Source organism: Zoogloea sp. (assembly GCF_028689785.1).
Lineage (GTDB): Bacteria > Pseudomonadota > Gammaproteobacteria > Burkholderiales > Rhodocyclaceae > Zoogloea.
In genome coordinates this window covers 1-18,808 of sequence record NZ_JAQVCN010000072.1, presented here as the reverse complement: position 1 = coordinate 18,808, position 18,808 = coordinate 1, and the positions used below count along the sequence as shown (strand labels likewise).

Genomic DNA, 18,808 nt, shown 5'->3' with positions numbered 1-18,808 from the left:
TCAGCAGCAGTGGCAGGTTCCACGGGCACACCACACCCACCACGCCCACCGGGCGGCGCACGGCGTAGTTGATGGCGCCGCGCCCGTCCGGGGTGGCCATTTCGAAGAACTCGGTCGGCACGTTCTTCACCACGTCGGCAAAGATCTTGAAGTTGGCCGCTCCACGAGGGATGTCCAGATGACTGGCCAGGCTACGCGGCTTGCCGGTGTCGGCCACTTCAGCGGCCAGGAAGTCCTCGAAGCGCCGGTTGATCTCGTTGGCCACGCCATAGAGCAGTTCCACCCGGTCAGCCACCGTGATGCGCCCCCACTCCCCCGCCAGGGCGGCGTGCCCTGCGGCCACGGCGGCCTCCACTTCGGGCCGGCCGGCTTCGCTGACCTGGGCTATGACCTGGTTGTCGAGGGGCGAACGCTTGTCGAACAGGCGCCCGCTGGCAGCCTCGACGAAGTCGCCGTTAATGAAGTTCTTGATCCGTTTCATCTCTTGTTCTTCCTTCCGGTGTGAAGAGCGGCCTGTGTCATTCGGCGCCGATGGCATCGAGTGCCGCCCGCGCACATTCCTCGTCCTGGGCTTCCGAAGCGCCGGACACGCCGATACCGCCGATCAGCGCACCTCCGGCCCGGATCGGCAGACCACCGCCGAACACGACCAGGCGGGGACGCGCCGAAAAACCCAGCTTCATGCCCTCGTCATGGCCGATAAGCTGCATCCAGTCCTTCGTGGAAAACCCAAAGCCGGCGGCGGTGTAAGCCTTGTCGATGGCGATGTCGATGGACTGGAGAAAGGCGCCGGGCATGCGCAGGAAGCCGGCGAGGTTGCCACCGCTGTCAGCCACCGCCACGTTGATGCGCACACCGATACGTTCGGCATGGGCAATGGCAGCCTCAAGGGCGACGCTGACGGCGGCAGCGGCGATGACTTGCTGGGTCACGGCTACGGGCGTTAGCGGGGAAATCGCTTTGTCACTCATATCTCACATCCACTTATAGACACTGTGGATGCAACGATATTTACTTCTTATCTCGACGTCAATATTTTTTCTCGAGATTTTTGCCTATGATCGGAATAAGCCCGTTGGGCTAGAATTGGCTCCATTCATCCGAGCCCCCGGGCCACGAGCAAGAACAGCGGAAACCACACCATGAACGACCTGGCCAATACCCCCGAACTCGTCACTGTCGGCGACGAACCCAAGACCCTGGCCGAGGCAGCCTATCGCCAACTGCGCCGGGACATTATCGAAGGGGTGCACCGTCCGGGCGACAAGCTGCGGGTGGAGCACCTGAAGGATCAATACGAGGTCGGCGCCGGTACCCTGCGGGAGGCCCTGCAGTTGCTCGTTACCGACGCCCTGGTGGTGGCCCAGGGGCAGCGGGGCTTCCGGGTGGCGCCCATTTCCCTGGATGACTTCGCCGACATCACCCGCACCCGAGTGTTGCTGGAGACATCGGCCCTCCAGCAGTCCATCGAGCTTGGCGACGACGCCTGGGAGGCCAGCGTGGTGGCCGCCTTCCATCTGCTGTCCCGGGCCGAAGACAAGCTCAGCGACGGCGCCAAGGCCAGCCGCGAGGAGTGGGAGCTGCGCAACCGGGCCTTCCACGAGGTGCTCATCGGCGCCTGCCCGTCGCGCTGGATCCGTCACTTCCAGAACATCCTGTACCACCAGTCCGAGCGCTACCGCCGACTGTCCCTGTTCCGGCAGCCCATCCCCCGGGACGTCCACGCCGAGCACCAGGCCATCGTCGATGCCGCCCTCGCCCGCAATGCAGCCGAGGCGACGCGCATCCTCTCCGAGCACATCATGCGTACCCTCGAAGCCGTACGCCAACTGCCCGCCGACTTCATCAACTGAAGCCCCCGCAGCACCTTCCCGGCAACCTCGTCCGATATCAGACTAAAGTTATAGAATCGCGCCTCCGTTAGACGGAGGTGGGAGCATTGACGCAGGCGCGAGCTAGCCAGCCTGCGCACGGTGATGCTCCGGAGGAGACAGAACAATAATGATTGCCAACACACGCGCCGACAACGGCGGGGTGTCGGGCATCCGCATCGGATCGAGCTGCAGCGACGACCCGGCGGACGCCTCTCGCGAACTGGCGGCCGGGTTGCTCCCCGGCGACGGCGGGCTGTCGATCGTGTTTGCATCGAGCCGCTTTGCACCGGACGCCCTCGCCGGCAGCCTGCGGACAGCCTTTGGCGACACACCCCTGATCGGTTGCACCACGGCCGGCGAGATCGGCCCCGGCGGCTACCGTGAGGGCAGCCTCAGTGGCGCCCATTTCGCCCCCGGCGCTATCGACTTCGAGATCGGTCTGCTGGAAGACCTTGTGCACAGCGACGCCCGCAGCATGGCCGTCTTTGCCCATGAACTGCGCAGCCGTCTGCAGGCCCGCCTGGGGGGCCTGGACAACGAACGCTGCTTCGCCTTCATGCTGGTGGACGGCCTCTCTTCGCGGGAGGAATCCGTTGCCCGGGCCTTTCACGACGGGCTCGGCGGCATTCCCCTCACCGGCGGTTCGGCTGGGGATGACTTGAGCTTCACCGATACCCGGGTGATCTTTGGTGGTCGCCTGGTACGTAATGCCGCGGTGCTGCTGGTAGCCACCTCCAAGCACCCCTTCTCGCTCTTCAAAACCCAGCACTTCAGCCCCACCGAGACCCGCCTCGTGGTCACTGCCGCCATCCCCGAAAAGCGCATCGTCACCGAGATCAACGGCTGCCCGGCGGCGCCCGAGTACGCCCGCGCCCTTGGTATGGACCCAGCCGCCCTGAGCCCACATGTGTTTGCCGCCCATCCGGTGGTGGTACGCATCGGCAACGCGGATTTCGTGCGCTCCATCCAGCGGGTCAATCCCGACGGCAGCCTGAGCTTCTTCTGCGCCATCGACCGGGGCATCGTCTTCCGCATGGCGCGGGGCGAGGACATCCTGGCCAACCTGGACGCGGCCTTGACCGATGCTGCCAGGCAGGTGGGCGAGGTAGAGCTGATCCTCGGCTGCGACTGCATCCTGCGCTTGCTCGAATGCCGCGCCTGCAACATGGCGGACACCGTGGGTGCCCGAATGGCGGCCAGCCGGGTGATCGGCTTCAACACCTTCGGCGAGCAATACCGGGGCATGCACATCAACCAGACCTTCACCGGCATCGCCTTCGGCAAGCTGTCGGCCGCATCATGATCCTGAATGGCGACATCCGCTGTGCCAGTGACGATGCCCAGGGCCTGCTGGAAGAGTTGCGGCGTCGGGACAAGATCATCGACGCCCTCGCCTACCAGGTGGAGCGCAGCCTCAATGACCAGGGCCGCGACTACGGCCTGCTGCAGACCACCGTGGTGCTGGAAGACCAGATCCGCCAGCGCACCGAGGAGCTGACCGCTGCGCTGGAAGCCCTCGGAGAAGTCTCTGCGCGGGCGACTGCCGCACGCCTGCAGCTGGAAACCGCCGTGGAGAACATTTCCGACGGTTTCGCGCTGTTCGACCCCGAGGATCGCGTCCTCCTGTGCAACGAGGCCTTCCGCCAACTCGACCGCCTTGCCGGCGACACCGGCAACCGCCCCCTCGGCGACGTGCTGGCCGAAACCGCCAGCCGTGAGTCCGCCGCCGGCAGAACCCTGCTACCCACCCTGCAGGTCGGGCGAGGACAGGACGGGCGCTGTGAAATGCAGCTCCCCTCGGGCCAGGCCCTGCAGATCCGTGAGCACCGCATGGCCGACGGCTGCCTGGTAGGCATCTACTCGGACGTCACCGATCTCAAGGCCGAAGAGGCACGTGTGCGCCAGCGCGAGCTGGCCCACAAGTCGCGCCTGCTGCAATCCACCCTCGACACCATCGACCACGGCATCGCCGTCTTCGACGCCGAGCAGCGGCTGATGACCTGGAACCTGCGTTTTTTCGAGCTACTGGACCTGCCCCTCGATCTGGCCCAGGCCGGCAGACCACTGGATGCCCTGCGCACCGTCAGTCGCACCATGACCCGGCTGTGCCCGCCAGGCTTGGGCACCCTGGCCCGCATCAGCCGCTTCGAGCAGACCCAGCCCACCGGTCCAGTGCTGGAACTGGCGCGTTTTCCGATGCCGGACAACGGCTTCGTGATCAGCGCCAGCGACATCACCTCCCTGAAAGCCGGGGAGGAACGCATCCGCCATCTGCTGGGCCAGCAACGGGCGATCTTCGACAACGCCCACGTGGGCATCATCCTGGCGGACGACCGCAAGATGCTCGACGTGAACACCCGCATGGCCGAGATCTTCGGCTACGACTCACCCGCCGAGATGATCGGCCAGCTCACCGAGATCCTCTACCCCAGCCGGCAGGACTACCTTAGTGTGGGGGGCCGGATCTATGGCGAGCTGGCACGTAGCGGCTATAGCGAGGGGGACACCTGCATGGTGCGCAAGGATGGCAGCCCGGTATGGATACGCCTGTCAGGCCGCCCCCTGGAAGTCAGCGCCCCCCTCGCCGGCTCGATCTGGGTGTTCACCGACATCACCCCCCAGCGGGAGCAGCAGGCCCAGCTCGAACTCGCCCAGCTGGTCTTCAACCACAGCAACGAAGCCCTGATGGTCACCGATGCCGAGAACCGCATCGAGAGCATCAACACCGCCTTCACCGCCATCACCGGCTACAGCGCCGCCGAGGCCGTCGGCCAGCTCCCCGGCATGCTCAAGTCGGGCCAGCACGACCCCGAGTTTTACCAGGCCATGTGGGAGACCCTGGAGCGGGAAGATCGCTGGGAGGGTGAGATCATCGACCGCCACAAGAGCGGCCGCCTCTACCCCAAGTGGCTGACAATCCGCGTGGTGCGCCACCCGGACCGGCAGGTGGCCCATTACGTGGCCGCCTTCAGCGACATCAGCGTACGCAAAGCCGCTGAGGAGAAGATCCAGTACCTGGCCCACCACGACGCCCTCACCGGCCTGCCCAACCGGGTGCTGTTGCGTGACCGTTTCGAGCAGATGTACCAGCGGGTCAGCCGTAGCCGGCGGGCGCTGGCCATGTACTTCCTCGACCTGGACCACTTCAAACGCATCAACGACACCCTCGGCCACGGCATCGGCGACGAGCTGCTGATCGCCGTGACCCGCCGCCTCACCCACTGCCTGCGTCGCAGCGACACCATCAGCCGCCTCGGCGGGGACGAGTTCATCATCCTGGTGGAGGGCGAAGAGTCGGTGCGCTTCTTTGCCTCGGTGGCCGAGAAGATCTGCCGCGCCCTGGAGGCCCCCTTCGAGCTCGATGGCCAGGCCCTCACGTCCACCGGCACCCTGGGGATCGCCGTGGCACCCGGGGACGGCACCGACTTCGACACCCTGATGAAGAAGGCCGACATGGCCATGTACCATGCCAAGAGCCTGGGCCGCGGCACCTTCAGCTTTTTCGACGTGGCCATGAACAAGGACTCGACCGACCGCCTGGCGCTGACCACGCGCCTGCGCAATGCCCTGTCAGCGGGTGAGCTGCGCCTTGTGTATCAACCCCAGTTCGCCCTCAACGATGGACGCATGACCGGCGTTGAAGCGCTGATGCGCTGGCGCTCCGGCCATGCCGGCGAGATCAGCCCCGGGCAGTTCATTCCGCTGGCAGAAGAGACCGGCCTGATCGTGCCCATGGGCGAATGGGCACTGCATGAATCCTGCCGGATGGCCCGCCGCTTCAACGACCTTGGCCGGCCGCTGCGCATCGCCGTCAATGTGTCTGCGGTGCAGATTCACAAGGAAGACTTCGGAACCACCCTGGCCGCCGTGCTGCGCGACACCGGCGCGCAGCCCTCGTGCATCGAGCTGGAGCTCACTGAGTCCACCCTCATGAAGGATGCGGCGCGCTTCATCGACCTGATCGCCAGCGTGCGTGCGCTGGGCATCTCGGTGGCCATCGACGATTTCGGCACGGGGTATTCGAGCCTGGCCTACCTGAAGCGTTTCCAGGTCAGCAAGCTCAAGGTGGATCGCTCCTTCGTGCAGGACATCACCGACGATGAGGAAGATCGGGCGATCGCCGATGCGATCGTGAGGATGGGCCAGTCCCTCAAACTCCGGGTCATCGCCGAGGGGGTGGAAACCCGGGCCCAGCTGGACTATCTGACCGGTATCGGCTGTCACGAAGCCCAGGGCTTCCTGCTCAGCCGGCCGATCGAGATGGACGCCCTTCAGCACATGATGGCAGGCGGGGCGCGGCCGCACTGAGCCACCCGCCCCAGCCGCTTCAGGACACCACGCTCAGGAAACGCTCATTGAGCTTGCGGTCGTGGTAGAAGACGCCCGTGCCCACTTCTTCCCAGGTCCAGGTGATGGGCGCGTAATCCGGGTAGGGCTGGTAGCCGCCACAGAAGGTCTCGAAGCGGTTGCCCGAGGGATCGAAGGCGTAGATGGTGGTGCCGCGGGTCACGCCGTGACGGGTCGGACCGATGTCGATGGACACCTTGTTCATGGACATGATGTCGGCAGCACGCAGCACCTTCTCCCAGGTATCGAGCAGGAAGGACACGTGGTGCAGCTTGCCCGGCTCCGGGTGGCGCACCAGGGCGATGTCGTGGGCCTTGTGGGAACACGACAACCAGATCGCCAGATCGGTCTTGCCGTCTTCCATCAGCACCCGCTCCACCAGGTAGAAACCCAGCACATCCACGAACAGCTTGTGCACCTTCTCGATGTCCGGGCCGTACACCAGGGCATGGTCGAGGCGCACCGGGGCGATGCCGCGTTCCGCGTCAGGAGTCCACGGATCGGGATTGACGTAGGCCATGCCGTTGCCCACATCGGTCTTTTCGGCGTAGAGCTCGATGGCGTGGCCGGAGGGGATGGTGAAACGCACACGCTCACCGGTCTCCAGCATTTCGCCCGCCGGGATGCGCTCGGTGCTCACTCCGTAGGCCTTCAGGTCGGCATCGAGCTTTTCGAGGGTGGCCTTGTCGGCAACCTTGAAGGCAAAGAAATCCATGCCGGCCGAGTCGGCCTCACGCAGGATCAGGCTGTTGTGATCGCGCTCGTCCCAGGCCTTGAAGTACACCCGACCCTGGGCATCGCGGCCGGTCTCGATCAGACCGAGCACGTTTTTGTAGTGATTGACACCCTCCTCCAGATCCAGCACGCGCAGCTGCATGTGGCCGGGACGCATTACACCGGTAACTGCCATGTTCTTGTCTCCTCTTTTGTCTTTGAATGTTCGCCTCGCCCAGGGTGCAGCCCGGGGCGATGAGTGCTGTTGTGTATCTTAAACAGCCATCTCGATAAGTCAATTTTTTCTCGAGATTTTATCAATCTATTGATAAACCCGCTGGATAGCCCGACAACTGACCTAGACCCGCTTGAACAGCGGGCTGCGCACCTGCTGGGCGTCTGCTGCCGAGAAGAACTTCTCGGTGAAGATGTCGTTCTCGAACAGCCGGCCCTGCATCAGGGTCGAGATGCACGCATCGATCATCAGTGGCGGGCCGCACAGGTAGGCCTTGTGGCCGCGGAAATCGTTGTCGAAGTGGGCCTTGGCCGCGTCATGCACATAGCCACGAAAGCCCTGCCAGTCCGAATCCACCGGCTCGTCCGACAGGGCCGGCACGTAGTGGAAGTTGGGATGACGCTCCGCCAGGGCCAGGAACTCATCGTGGTAGTAAAGCTCTGCCCGGCTGCGCTGCCCGTACACCAGGGTGATGGGCAGCGTGCAGCCTTCACCCAGCAGATCGAGGATCATGCTGCGCGGGCTGGACAGGCCCGAGCCCCCGGCCATGAAGACGAGCGGAACACCCGCCGACTTGCGTACAAAGAAGCGACCATAAGGCCCCGACAGCCTCAGCCGATCACCCGCCGTCAGGCGCTCGTGGAGATGGCCGGTGCCCACCCCGCCAGGGACGATGCGCACATTGAGCTCCACCTCCGTCCCCTGCCCTGGCGAATTGGCCAGGGAGAAGGCGCGGCTGATGCCCAGCCCCGGGATCTCCAGGTTGATGTACTGCCCCGCCTGAAAGTGGATGGCCTCATCCAGCGTGATGAAGATGCCCTTGATGGTCGGGGTGAGCGGCTCGATGCGCGTGACCGTGCCGGAAAAATCCCGCACCGGGATGGACTCGGCGTCCGGCTCTTCGTCAATCTCAGCCTCAATGGTCACATCCGACTCCAGAAACGCGCAGCAGGCCAGGGTTTTGCCCTCGGTGCGTTCGAAGTCCATCAGGGCAAAGCTGGAGGCCTCGCCGTGATCGACCTCGCCCTCCACCACCTGCACCTTGCAGGTGGCACACAGGCCATGACAGCAGGCGTGGGGCAGCCAGATGCCGGCGCGCAGGGAGGCGTCGAGGATGGTCTGGCCCTCCTCCACCTCGATGGTCTGGCCCAGGGGCTCGATGGTCAGTTCGTAGGACATGTCAGCTCGCCGAACCCTTGATCCCGTCCAGCCCCGGAGTCCGGAAGCGCAGCACGTCCTTGTGCTTGAGGCCCAGCTCGGCAAGGCTCTTGTTGAAGTCGGCCTGCCAGGGCTGGCCTGACTTCAGCCACACCACCTTGCTCCAGTCGATCTTCGCAAAGTCCGGGTGATAGCCGAAGACGCCTGGCAGCACCTTGTCGATGATGTCGCCAAAGCGCATGGCCGGCGGCAGGGGCAGACAGAACGGCGCACAGAACAGCAGGTGCTGATCCCAGCCGATGTAAAGCAACTGGTTGCCGTGAAAGTTCTCGAGCCGGTCGGCAGGCTCGAACGCGTATTCCTTGATGGCAGCAACGCCCATGGTTGTCTCTCCTGGTTCTTTTTTCGATGGCGGGCGGCCCGGGCCACCCGCCGATACATCAGGTGTTCTTGGTGGCCATGCCGCGCCAGGCTTCAAAGTTCCGCTGATCTTCCGAGCCCTCGAAGTCCAGGTTGTCGCGGCCGAAGTTGAGGTGGTAGTAGTCGAGCACCGCGGCCAGGGGGTCGAAGCCCTCGGCGGTGGGGTCGACACCCTCGTTGAAGCAGTTGCCCTGGTAGATCTGATGCACCGGCAGCCACGCCTGGATGTACTTTTCGGGCTCATGCTCGAAGATCTCCTTACAGCCGTCCGAGCAGAAGTGGTACTTGTTGTCCTTGTAATCCACCTCCCGGTAACAGATCTGGGTGGGGTCGCCGGGCTCGGTGAAGATCATGGGGATCTGGCAGGTCTGGCACAGCATGGGCAGCGTCTTGTTGTAGAAGCGGTTGCCCTTCTTGGCCTCCTCGCGCCAGAACTCCAGGCGCGGCCGGTAGTACTTGTCGAAGCTGTTGGGGTACTTCTGGGACAGCCAGTCCAGCTCGTCGTCGGTGGGAATCCAGGTGTGGAAGTTGCACGCGGCAGCGTAGTTGTAGAAGGTGCCCCAGGCCTGGTGGGAGATATGGTCCTTGTCCTGCTCGATCTGGTCGAGCCACTTGGGCGGGCGGATGCCGTAGCGAGCCAGATCCTTGAACAGGGCACCGCCGTTCTCCTCGAAATAGACCTCCCAGGCCTCTTTCCAGCTCATGATGCGCTTGGGCAGCATGTAGTCCATCATCATGCCCACCAGGGTCAGCACCCGGTAGCCACGCCAGGTCCACTTGTCGATCCACTGCTGCACGATGGGCAGGTTGTCCGGGTCCTGTTCGAGGATGAACTTGATGACTTCCAGGCCCAGGGTCATGTGGCGCGCCTCGTCGGACTGGGCCGAGAAGCCGAAAGTCATCGTGCCCATGTCGCCGTTGTAGGCCGCACCCGAAACAAAGGGCACGAACAGCAGGTTGGTCAACACGTACTCGAAGCTGAAGCCGATGGCCACCATGAACTCGAAGGGGCCGGCGGTGTAGGCGTCGTCGAAGAAGGAGCGCGGCACCGACAGGTACCAGACGCGCTCCAGCATGTGGCGATACTCGTGGAAGCCGTTGTAGTACTTGTTGTAGTTGGAGAGCGAGTGGATCTGCGTCTGGGCGTGGCGGATCTCGTCCAGAGACTGCATCAGGCAGGCCACCCGCGGGCCGACGCCCGGGAACTGCCGGCCGGCATGGGCAAAGCCCCGGTGGGCCATGTACTCCAGGGGGCTGATGCCGTTGAGAAAGAGCTTCACCGCGTTGATGTAGCGGGCGTCCGTCACCGACAGGTGGCCGTTGTTCTGGGCGTAGGCGTCGATGATGGCGTAGAGCTTGCGCTCCTTCTCGGCCTGGTACTTCCAGTAGGCGTCCATGGTCAGACGGAAGGGGTCTTCCCACTTTTCCCAGTCATGGATCTTGATGCCTTCGTACTTGGCGTAGGGGAAGACCTCGTCCATCGACTGGTAGGTGGTCTCCCAGCCCAGGCCGCGGGTCATGTGCTGGTATTTTTCCTTGAGGCCCAGCTTCTTCTTGCTGACTTTCATGTCCATTTTTCGTGTCTCCGTGCGCGATCAGGTGTTCCAGCTCAGGGTCAGTTCGTCGTCGGTCTCGTCCACGTGGCCGGTGAGGGAAATCAGGTTGATGTGCAGCTCCTGCAGGTCGAAATCACGGCCGATCAGCTCTTCGATGGTCGAGCGGCGCACCACCAGGGAGCCTTCCGCATCGATCTTCACCATGGCCGGCTGCTCGTTGGCGATGGCGTGGGGGTTGTCGGCGAGGATGGCCTGGATGATCGAGCGGGTGTCGTCATTGGTCTGCAGGGCGATGAATACCTTGGACATCGGGTTTCCTTCTCAGAGGGCGACGCCGGCCTTGGCCAGGCGGGCGTTGAACTGGCCTACCAGCTCGCTGGTGAGGGCGTCGGCCTGGGCGCCGAGGGCGATCTGGGCCACGGGCATCAGGGCCGCGGCGGCGCGGTCGCGCCAGTGGGCAATCCACTTCTCCAGCAGGGCCTTGTTCTCGGGGGATTCGGCGGCAGCGGTCTTGACTGTGGCGTCCACCCACTTGCGGGTCTCGGCATACCAGTCGGTCATGAACTGGGTGAGCATGGCGATGGGGGTGCCGCCCCGGGAGGCCAGCACGTCATCGATGATGGTTTCGTACACCAGCGGGTAGAGCAGACCGTCGAGGGCCACCATCTGGGCCACGAAGAGCTCCAGCGGGTCCTTCAGCACGAAGCTGTCTTCCACATAGCGGCGCAGGCCCTGCCATGCCTCCCCCTCCATCCAGCTCTTCTTGGCCTCGTCGAGCACGTCCACGTCATCACCCAGCAGCAGGCCCACCCGGGTGATGTACTGGGCGATGCCGAGCTGGTCCATGGAGTGGAACAGACCGGGCTGGGTCAGCGCCGTGCCGTAGCCATAGGCGGCGATGAAGGCGCCGTTCATGTTTCCGCCCCACGCCACATGGCGCAGGGGCAGCAACAGCTTGAGCACCGTCGCCTTGAGCTCCTCAGACAGGTTGTCGGCCAGGCCGCGACCTTCCACGAAATCGAAGTTGGACTCGGCGGTCTCCTGCTGCTTGGCCCGAGCCAGGGTGTAGGCGCCGTAGTAGAACTGGCGCGGGTCTTTGAAGGCATACCAGTCGGCCATGCGGATGGCGCTGCGCGAGGCGTCAAAGATCTCGTAGTCCGGGTCCCAGGTGGGGCGGTAGTGGAAGTTGTGGGTCGCCTGGACATCCAGCGTGCCTTCCTGGTAGCGCGTCGCCGCCTTGTCCGGGCCGATGCGCCGGGCAATGTGGTCGAAGGTCTGCCGCTGGGGCTTGATGGATACCGTGCGCAGGTCGATGTGCATATGTGTCTCCTCCTGATGTCGTAGTGGTGTGCGGCAGGTGCGGGGGCGTCGGGCGCCCGCTCACCTGAAACGTTGATGGGTGGCCTCGCGGAGGCTCCAGTTGAAGTCGTCCTCGCCTTCTTCGGGGCGCTCGCCTTCCAGCAGGATCACCCGGTTGGTCCGGCAGAACGCCTCGTAGGCAGCCTCGGGCAGCAGCATCTCGACGAACAGCGCCGGATCGGAAATCGAGAACTCGAACTCCACCAGGCCATCGGGACGCCGCTCCACCAGCCGCACGTACTTGCGGCTCACATCCACGGGCGGCGGGCTTGTCGGGTCGTTCATCTTTTTCTCGCTGGGCAGTGGAAGTCCCCATCTCCTACTCAAGGCCCGTGCCCGTAATCACAAGCTGCTGATTACTAAAGGAGAAAACAAATTTTTCTCGAGATTTCGAAAAGTGATTGATTTTATGGGTTCATCAATTGATCAAATGCTGCGCCGCAGCTTGATGATCTGGTGAAATCCGGGCGCCAGCCGGAGGGCCGGCAGTGTCAGAGACTGCAAACTGAGGAAGGAGAGATGAACTCGGCGATGCGATCAGCGGAGTAAACTGGGGGATTGCCGTCCGCCTGAAGACAAGCGCATGAACGAAACCTCCGCACGTCATGTCACCCTGATCCGCGCCCTGGAAACCACCACCACGCCCGACGCGCCATGGCGGCCCGAAGACGCCGCCTGGGCCAGCCGGGCCGCCACCGAAGTGGTGGGTGAAGGCGCCAATGCCGACCGCTTTCTGGCGCGCCGGGGCCAGCTTGCCATCGAGCGTCTCGGAGACCGGGACAAGGCCTTCAAGCGCCTGGCCAGCGGGCGCAACTGGCGCCCCTGGGTGGGCAGCGTGCTGGTGGCCCTGTCTTTCGCTCTGGGCGTACTGATGGATGCCGTGGGCCCAACCCGTTATGTGAACCTGCTGGCCTTCCCCCTGCTCGGGCTGATCATCTGGAACCTGCTGGTGTATGTGGGCATCCTGGTGCATGGGCTCAGCGACCCCTTCCGCAGCACGACGCCAAAGAAGGGCGTCCTGTGGCGTGCCGTTGCACGCCTGGGCGGAGCCCTGCATGAGGGCATCATCGACACCGCATCAAGCACGCCCAGCACCCGCTTCCGGGCCGAGTGGGCGCGGGTGTCGGCCCCGCTCACGGCGCGCCGGGTGGGCCGGGTACTGCATCTGAGTGCCATGGCATTCGCCCTGGGTGCCATCGCCGCCCTGTACACCCGCGGGCTGGTGCTGCACTTCCAGGCCGGCTGGGAAAGCACCTTCCTCGACGCCACTCAGGTACACCAGGCCCTCAGCCTGCTCCTCGGCCCCGCCTCCTCCATCACCGGCATCCCGATCCCCGATGCCGCCCACCTGGACACCCTGCGCCTCCCCGAGAACTCCGGCGAGAACGCCGCACCCTGGATCCATCTTTTCGCCACCACCCTGGTCCTGACAGTCGCGCTGCCCCGGGCCGTGCTGGCCCTGCTCAGCGGCTTCGCCGCCCGACACCTGGAGCGGCATTTTCCCCTGCCTCTCACCGACAGCTACTACCAGGGCCTGCAGCGCAGCTATACCGGCCAGGGTGCCCATCTGCATCTGGTGCCCTACAGCTACGAACTCTCCCCAGCCGCCGCCCTGCAGCTCAAGGAGGCCATTGTCGGGGCCTTCGGGCCCCGTGCCACCCTGCAGCTGAGCCCGCCTGTCGCCTTCGGCGAGGAAGATGTCCTGCCCGCCAGCGCCGTGCCCGGCACGGGTGCGACTCTCGCCGTGGCTTTGTTCAGCCTGGCCGCCACCCCCGAAGAGGAGAACCACGGCAGCTTCCTCCGCGCCCTCGCCGACAGGCTCCCCCCCGGCACGCCCCTCGCCGCTCTGGTAGACGAAGCCGGCTTCATGGCCCGCTTTGCCGGCCAGCCAGAACGCCAGGAGGAACGTCGTCGCGCATGGGCCCGCCTGTTTGAAAGGCACGCCATCGAAGCGGCCTTCGCCAGTCTCGACGCGGCCCCTGCCCGCGTGGCCGACAGCCTTACCCGACTCATCGACCTCTCTGCCCGCAAGGAAGCCTCCCGGTGACCGTTCAACCCGCCACGATCCAGCTCAGCCTCGTCTCCCACACCAATACCGGCAAGACCACCCTGGCCCGCAGCCTCATCGGCCGCGACGTCGGAGAGATCCGCGACGAGGCCCACGTCACGGCCCTGGCCGAATGCCACCGCCTGATCGACACAGCAGACGGCCATGTACTCAATCTGTGGGATACGCCGGGCTTCGGCGATAGCGCCCGCCTCATCAAGCGCCTGCGCCTGCAGGGCAACCCCGTGGGCTGGCTGCTCTCCGAGGTATGGGACCGCTGGCGCGACCGCCCCTTCTGGTCCAGCCAGCAGGCCATCCGCAATGTGCGCGATCAGGCCGACGTGGTGCTCTACCTGGTCAACGCCTCCGAGAGGCCTGGTGAGGCCGGCTATGTGGGGCCGGAGATGGAGATCCTGGCGTGGATCGGCAAACCGGTGCTGGTCCTCCTCAACCAGCTCGGCGAACCCCGCCCCGGCGACCACGATGCCGCCGACGAAGCCCTGTGGCGCCGCCATCTCACACCCTATCCCTTCGTGCGCCAGATCCTGCCCCTGGATGCCTTCGCCCGCTGCTGGGTGCAGGAGTTCACGCTCTTCGACGCCGTCGCCCCCTGCCTGCCGGAAGCCAGCCAAGCGGTCTTCGCACAGCTCTCCGCAGCCTGGCGCCAGCGCCGCATGGACACCTTCCACGCCGCCATGGCCAGCTTGGCCGACTTCCTCACCCGCGCCGCCACCGACAGTGAAGCCCTGCCCGAGGCCGGCCTCGGCGGCACCCTGCGACGCATCGGCGCCGCCATCGGCATCGGCACTGCCGCCTCGCCCCAGCAACAGGCCATGGAAAGACTCGCCGGCCGCCTCGACGCCGAGATCCGCCGCAGCACCGACCAGCTCATCGAGCTCCACGGCCTCGGCGGACGGGCCGCCCAGGAGGTGCAGGAACGCCTGGCCGGCGATTTTGCCGCCCGGGAGAAGATCGGCGAGTCCAGCGCAGCCCTTGTCGGTGGCGTCATGTCCGGCGCCCTCTCCGGCCTCGCCGCCGACCTGGCTGCCGGCGGCCTGACCCTCGGCGCCGGCGCAGTCATCGGCGCCATTGCCGGCGCGGTCGGCAGCGCTGGCGCCGCCCACGCCGCCAACCGCCTGCGCGGCATTGATGACAACAGCCTGCACTGGAGCGCCGACAGCCTGGAACGCCTGTTCACCGCCAGCCTGCTGCGCTACCTTGCTGTCGCCCACTACGGCCGCGGCCGTGGTGAATGGCGCCAGACACCCTTGCCGGAACACTGGCGGGAGCGGGTGGAGGAAGCGGTCGCGGAGGTAAGGGACGAACTGTTAAAGGTGTGGCCGGACGGGAAGGACGAGACGGCGGTGGCGGGGAGCCGGGAGAGGCTTGAAGCGCTGCTCACCCGCACCGGTACGGCGGTACTACAGCGGCTCTATCCGCAGGCAGGCGAAGCTTTGAAGCCACATTGACAAGGCTATTTTCAGTAGCTACTGTAAATGGAAATCGAATTCGATCCGATCAAGAGCATCGCCAATCAGGCGAAGCATGGCGTATCCCTTGCACCCGGCTCCGAACTCGACTGGGATGCCGCGCTGGTGTGGATTGACGAACGATACGGGTATGACGAAGTTCGCATGATCGCCCTCGCCCCAAGACCAACACCCTGTACTACGTGGCGTTTGTGGATCGTGGTGAAACGCGCAGGATCATCAGCCTCCGCCATGCCACTCGCAGCGAGGTGAAGCACTATGTCGAAAATCTCTGAACGTCCGGCCATCCACATGCCCAGTCTTGAAGAAGACAAGGCGATCAAGGCCGCGGCCGAGAACGACCCGGATGCCCTGCCGCTCACGGCCGAACAACTGAAGGCAATGGTTCCGCTCAAGTCCCTGCGCGGACGCCCCAGATCAGCGAACAGAAAGGTTCTGCTGTCCGTGCGCTACAGCCCGGAGGTCGTGGACTACTTCAAGTCCACGGGTGATGGCTGGCAGTCGCTGATGGACAGCGTTCTCCGTCAGTACGTCGTGGAAGCGCGCAGGTCTGTACAGGAGGACGTTTGCGCATACGGGTCGCATGGCTCGGAACCCACGAAGCCCTGATCTCTTACGCACCAGCCCTGACCTCCCGCCGCTTACCCATGCACCGATCCAATGCAGCCGCGGTGGGGCATGCACCGTGGCCGTGCTTCGCTCCGGCTGCCCTTGTGCAGGCTCAATACGGTTCCAAATAGGCCAACCTGTTGTTCCTACAGGAATAAACACGACAGCAGTGCTGCTGGCACAGCACGTGCTAAACAGACCTTCGAGAGGGGCGGATCGATTGTGTCGCGTTCGCTTCTTCGAAGGGTGGCTAGGGTTCCGGTCCTCGGCTCGACGTGATCAACGTCGCGGGGATGTCTGGTCCGAGAGCTGCCGGCCCGTGAAGTGCTGGTTTCGACCATCGGCATGACGGGCTCCACGGAGGGATAAAAGCCCGGGAGGTTCGCTTTGAATGAAGCGCCCTCTCGCCCATTTATCCGACTCGCAAGGGAGCCCCGTCATGCACCACCCTGAACGCCGTCCTGCCCGCCGTCCCCACCTCCTCGGCAAACTCACCCGCTTCGCCCGATCCTGCAGCCCCCTCGGCGCTGCCCTCCCCCTTTGCCGCAAGAGCGTAGCTGCCCTAGGGCTCGGCCTGGCGCTGATCGGCGCCAGCGCGCCGTCCCTGGCCGAAGTGAAGGTCGGCGTCTCCGACTGGCCGGGCTGGGTGGCCTGGTATGTGGCCGAGCAGAAGGGCTTCTTCAAGAAGCACAAGGCCGACGTGAAGCTGGTGTGGTTTGCCAACTACACGGACTCGATCTCGGCCCTGTCTTCCGGCCAACTCGACGCCAACGCCCAGACCTGGTCCGACACCATGGGCCCGCTGGCCAAGGGCCTGCCCCTCAAGGCCGTGCTGGTGAATGACAACTCCGCCGGCAACGACGCGCTGATGGTCAGCGGCGCGATCAAGGGCTTTGCCGACCTGAAGGGCAAGCGCATCGCCCTGGAGGAGTTCAGCATCTCCCACTTCGTGCTGGCCACCGCGCTGGCAAAAAGCGGCCTGAGCCAGAAGGACGTGAAGGTGGTGAACCTCTCCGCCGGTGACGCCGCCGCGGCCTTCATGTCCGGCCGGGTGGATGCGGCCGTGGTGTGGAACCCGTGGGTGGCGCAGATCGAGAAGAGCGGCAAGGGCAAGGCCTTGTTCACCTCCAAGGACATGCCGGGCCTGATCCCCGATCTGCTGGTGGCCCAGGACAAGGCCATCAAGACCAAGCGCAAGGATCTGGTCGGGATGATCCAGGCCTGGTTCGACACCGAGAAGTTCATCCGCGACAACCCGGACGAAGCCGCGAAGATCATGGCCAAGGTGGTGGGCATGAAGCCGGAGGAATACAAGGTCTTCCTGCCCGGTACCCGCTTCTTCGATGCCGCCGCCAACCAGGCCGCCCTCAACCCCGCAGATCCGAAATCCCTGCAGGCCGTGGCCCCCACCATCGCCAGCTTCCTGCTCGACAAGAAGCTGATCGACAGCAAGCCCGACGCCGCCAAGGGCATCGACGCCTCCCTGCTGGCCGAAGCCCTGGGCAAGTGAGGCCGTCATGAGCGCAAGCAAGAGCACGGGTGGCGCCAGCCCCCTGTGGCAGATCCGCGCCGCCATCGACCCCCGCCACTACTGGGTGCTGGCCCTGCTGGGGCTGGTGGTGCCCCTGCTGGGCTGGGGCATCGCCAGCAGCCTGGAAGGGGTGGACAAGGTCTTCCTGCCGGGGCCGGCCGATGTGCTGTCGCGCATGTGGACCTGGGCCGTGGAGGATGAACTGGCCGGCGACGTGGCCATCAGCACCTGGCGGGTGGTGGCCGGCTGGGCCCTGTCGGCGGTGATCGCCCTGCCCCTGGGCCTGTTCATCGGCAGCTACCGCTCGGTGCAGGCCCTGCTGGAGCCCCTCACCGACTTCATCCGCTACATGCCGGCGGTGGCCTTCATTCCGCTGGTCATGCTGTGGGTCGGCATCGAGGAGGGTTCCAAGGTGGCCATCATCTTCATCGGCACCTTCTTCCAGATGGTGCTGATGGTGGCCGAGGACGTGCGCCGGGTGCCCCTGGCCCAGATCGAGGCGGCCCAGACCATGGGCGCCAGCCGCGGCGAGATCGTCGAGAAGGTCATCGTGCCCTCGGCCAAACCGGCGCTGCTGGATACCCTGCGCGTCACCATGGGCTGGGCCTGGACCTACCTGGTGGTGGCCGAGCTGGTGGCCGCCAATTCGGGCCTGGGTTACGCCGTGCTCAAGGCCCAGCGCTTCCTGCAGACCGACAAGATCTTCGCCGGCATCCTGATGATCGGCCTGATCGGGCTGGTCATCGACCAGGGCTTTCGCCTGCTTCACCGCAAGGCCTTCCCTTACCTGGCCGGGAGACACTGATGAGCGCCCGCATCGAGATCCACAACGCCAACAAGGTGTTCGGCCACGGCCCCCGGGCCATCACGGCGCTGGAGGGTGCCGACCTGGACATCCGCCCCAACGAGTTCGTCACCTTCGTGGGTGCCTCGGGCTGCGGCAAATCCACCCTGCTGCGCATGATCGGCGGGCTGGAGAGCCTCAGCAGCGGCAGCATCGCCGTGAATGGCCAGCCCATCACCGGCCCCGGGGTGGACCGGGCCATGGTGTTCCAGCACTACAGCCTCTACCCCTGGCTCAGCGTGCTCGACAACATCCGCTTCTGCCGCCAGCTCAAAGCCCACACCCGCGACCGTACGTCGGCCGACGTGGAGAAGGCCTCGGGCCGGGCCGATGCGCTGATCCGCCTGATGGGCCTCAGCCACGTGGCCCATGCCTACCCCAGCCAGCTTTCGGGGGGCATGCAGCAGCGGGTAGCGATTGCCCGGGCGCTGATGAGCCGCCCGCCCGTCCTGCTGATGGACGAGCCCTTCGGTGCCCTGGATGCCCAGACCCGCGAGGTGATGCACGACCTGATCCGCCACGTCCATCGCATCGAGGGCAGCACCATCATCTTCGTCACCCACGACGTGGAAGAGGCCATCTACCTGGGCCAGCGCATCGTGCTGATGGCCCCCCGCCCCGGCC

General features: G+C 65.1%; 19 protein-coding genes and 1 riboswitch. Of the genes, 10 read left to right on the top strand and 9 right to left on the bottom strand.

The window, feature by feature from the left end; translation table 11 throughout:
• Both PHI64_RS20570 and PHI64_RS20565 read right to left on the bottom strand, forming a co-directional pair.
• Window positions 1-481 (bottom strand): aldehyde dehydrogenase family protein (locus tag PHI64_RS20570; RefSeq protein ID WP_299887228.1); only part of this gene is annotated, 481 nt, incomplete at its 3' end.
• Window positions 482-518: 37 nt separating this feature from the next.
• Entirely contained in the window at window positions 519-971 is a 453-nt protein-coding gene (locus tag PHI64_RS20565; RefSeq protein ID WP_299887225.1) for a heme-binding protein, read from the bottom strand.
• Window positions 972-1,142: 171 nt separating this feature from the next.
• Between PHI64_RS20565 and PHI64_RS20560 the strand changes: the two genes are divergently transcribed.
• From PHI64_RS20560 to PHI64_RS20550, 3 genes are all read left to right on the top strand, one after another.
• Window positions 1,143-1,853 (top strand): GntR family transcriptional regulator, encoded by a 711-nt coding sequence (locus tag PHI64_RS20560; protein ID WP_299887223.1) that lies wholly within the window; start codon window positions 1,143-1,145, stop codon window positions 1,851-1,853.
• 148 nt (window positions 1,854-2,001) lie between these two features.
• Complete coding sequence (locus PHI64_RS20555) at window positions 2,002-3,177, top strand: FIST N-terminal domain-containing protein (RefSeq protein WP_299887220.1); 1,176 nt, start codon at window positions 2,002-2,004, stop codon at window positions 3,175-3,177.
• Entirely contained in the window at window positions 3,174-6,182 is a 3,009-nt protein-coding gene (locus tag PHI64_RS20550) for an EAL domain-containing protein (protein ID WP_299887217.1), read from the top strand. The genes PHI64_RS20555 and PHI64_RS20550 overlap by 4 nt, the downstream gene beginning before the upstream one ends.
• Before the next feature lie 19 nt (window positions 6,183-6,201).
• Here the strand turns inward: PHI64_RS20550 and PHI64_RS20545 are convergent, their stop codons facing one another.
• The 7 genes from PHI64_RS20545 to PHI64_RS20515 form a co-directional block, all read right to left on the bottom strand.
• Window positions 6,202-7,131 carry a catechol 2,3-dioxygenase gene (locus tag PHI64_RS20545; RefSeq protein ID WP_299887214.1) on the bottom strand — a complete coding sequence of 310 codons (930 nt, stop codon included), beginning with the start codon at window positions 7,129-7,131 and terminating at the stop codon, window positions 6,202-6,204.
• A 162-nt stretch (window positions 7,132-7,293) separates the two neighbouring features.
• On the bottom strand, window positions 7,294-8,349 hold the full coding sequence (locus PHI64_RS20540; RefSeq protein ID WP_299887212.1) for a phenol 2-monooxygenase domain-containing protein: 1,056 nt from the start codon (window positions 8,347-8,349) through the stop codon (window positions 7,294-7,296).
• Window position 8,350: 1 nt separating this feature from the next.
• Window positions 8,351-8,710, bottom strand: a complete 360-nt coding sequence (locus PHI64_RS20535; RefSeq protein WP_299887209.1) for a phenol hydroxylase subunit P4 — start codon at window positions 8,708-8,710, stop codon at window positions 8,351-8,353.
• Window positions 8,711-8,768: 58 nt separating this feature from the next.
• On the bottom strand, window positions 8,769-10,322 hold the full coding sequence (locus tag PHI64_RS20530; protein ID WP_299887206.1) for an aromatic/alkene/methane monooxygenase hydroxylase/oxygenase subunit alpha: 1,554 nt from the start codon (window positions 10,320-10,322) through the stop codon (window positions 8,769-8,771).
• Between the two features lie 21 nt (window positions 10,323-10,343).
• Window positions 10,344-10,613, bottom strand: a complete 270-nt coding sequence (locus PHI64_RS20525; RefSeq protein ID WP_299887203.1) for an MmoB/DmpM family protein — start codon at window positions 10,611-10,613, stop codon at window positions 10,344-10,346.
• A gap of 12 nt (window positions 10,614-10,625) precedes the next feature.
• Window positions 10,626-11,624 carry an aromatic/alkene monooxygenase hydroxylase subunit beta gene (locus PHI64_RS20520; RefSeq protein WP_299887201.1) on the bottom strand — a complete coding sequence of 333 codons (999 nt, stop codon included), beginning with the start codon at window positions 11,622-11,624 and terminating at the stop codon, window positions 10,626-10,628.
• A 60-nt stretch (window positions 11,625-11,684) separates the two neighbouring features.
• Entirely contained in the window at window positions 11,685-11,948 is a 264-nt protein-coding gene (locus PHI64_RS20515) for a phenol hydroxylase subunit (protein ID WP_299887198.1), read from the bottom strand.
• Between the two features lie 298 nt (window positions 11,949-12,246).
• On the opposite strand from PHI64_RS20515, the gene PHI64_RS20510 reads away from it, so the two are divergent.
• The 7 genes from PHI64_RS20510 to PHI64_RS20480 form a co-directional block, all read left to right on the top strand.
• Window positions 12,247-13,710 (top strand): DUF2868 domain-containing protein, encoded by a 1,464-nt coding sequence (locus PHI64_RS20510; protein ID WP_299887196.1) that lies wholly within the window; start codon window positions 12,247-12,249, stop codon window positions 13,708-13,710.
• Window positions 13,707-15,179, top strand: coding sequence for a DUF3482 domain-containing protein (locus PHI64_RS20505; protein WP_299887193.1), 1,473 nt, complete (start codon window positions 13,707-13,709; stop codon window positions 15,177-15,179). The genes PHI64_RS20510 and PHI64_RS20505 overlap by 4 nt, the downstream gene beginning before the upstream one ends.
• A gap of 27 nt (window positions 15,180-15,206) precedes the next feature.
• Window positions 15,207-15,452: a hypothetical protein gene (locus tag PHI64_RS20500; protein ID WP_299887191.1), complete on the top strand. Its 246-nt coding sequence runs from the start codon at window positions 15,207-15,209 to the stop codon at window positions 15,450-15,452.
• A 6-nt stretch (window positions 15,453-15,458) separates the two neighbouring features.
• A complete protein-coding gene (locus PHI64_RS20495) occupies window positions 15,459-15,809 on the top strand; it encodes a BrnA antitoxin family protein (RefSeq protein WP_299887188.1) in 351 nt (116 codons plus the stop codon).
• Between the two features lie 239 nt (window positions 15,810-16,048).
• Window positions 16,049-16,191, top strand: a riboswitch (guanidine-I (ykkC/yxkD leader).
• Window positions 16,192-16,248: 57 nt separating this feature from the next.
• Entirely contained in the window at window positions 16,249-17,319 is a 1,071-nt protein-coding gene (locus PHI64_RS20490) for an ABC transporter substrate-binding protein (protein WP_299887185.1), read from the top strand.
• A gap of 7 nt (window positions 17,320-17,326) precedes the next feature.
• Window positions 17,327-18,145 carry an ABC transporter permease gene (locus tag PHI64_RS20485; RefSeq protein WP_299887182.1) on the top strand — a complete coding sequence of 273 codons (819 nt, stop codon included), beginning with the start codon at window positions 17,327-17,329 and terminating at the stop codon, window positions 18,143-18,145.
• The coding region (locus tag PHI64_RS20480) for an ABC transporter ATP-binding protein (protein ID WP_299887178.1) at window positions 18,145-18,808 on the top strand (664 nt) is incomplete at its 3' end. The genes PHI64_RS20485 and PHI64_RS20480, both read left to right, overlap by 1 nt.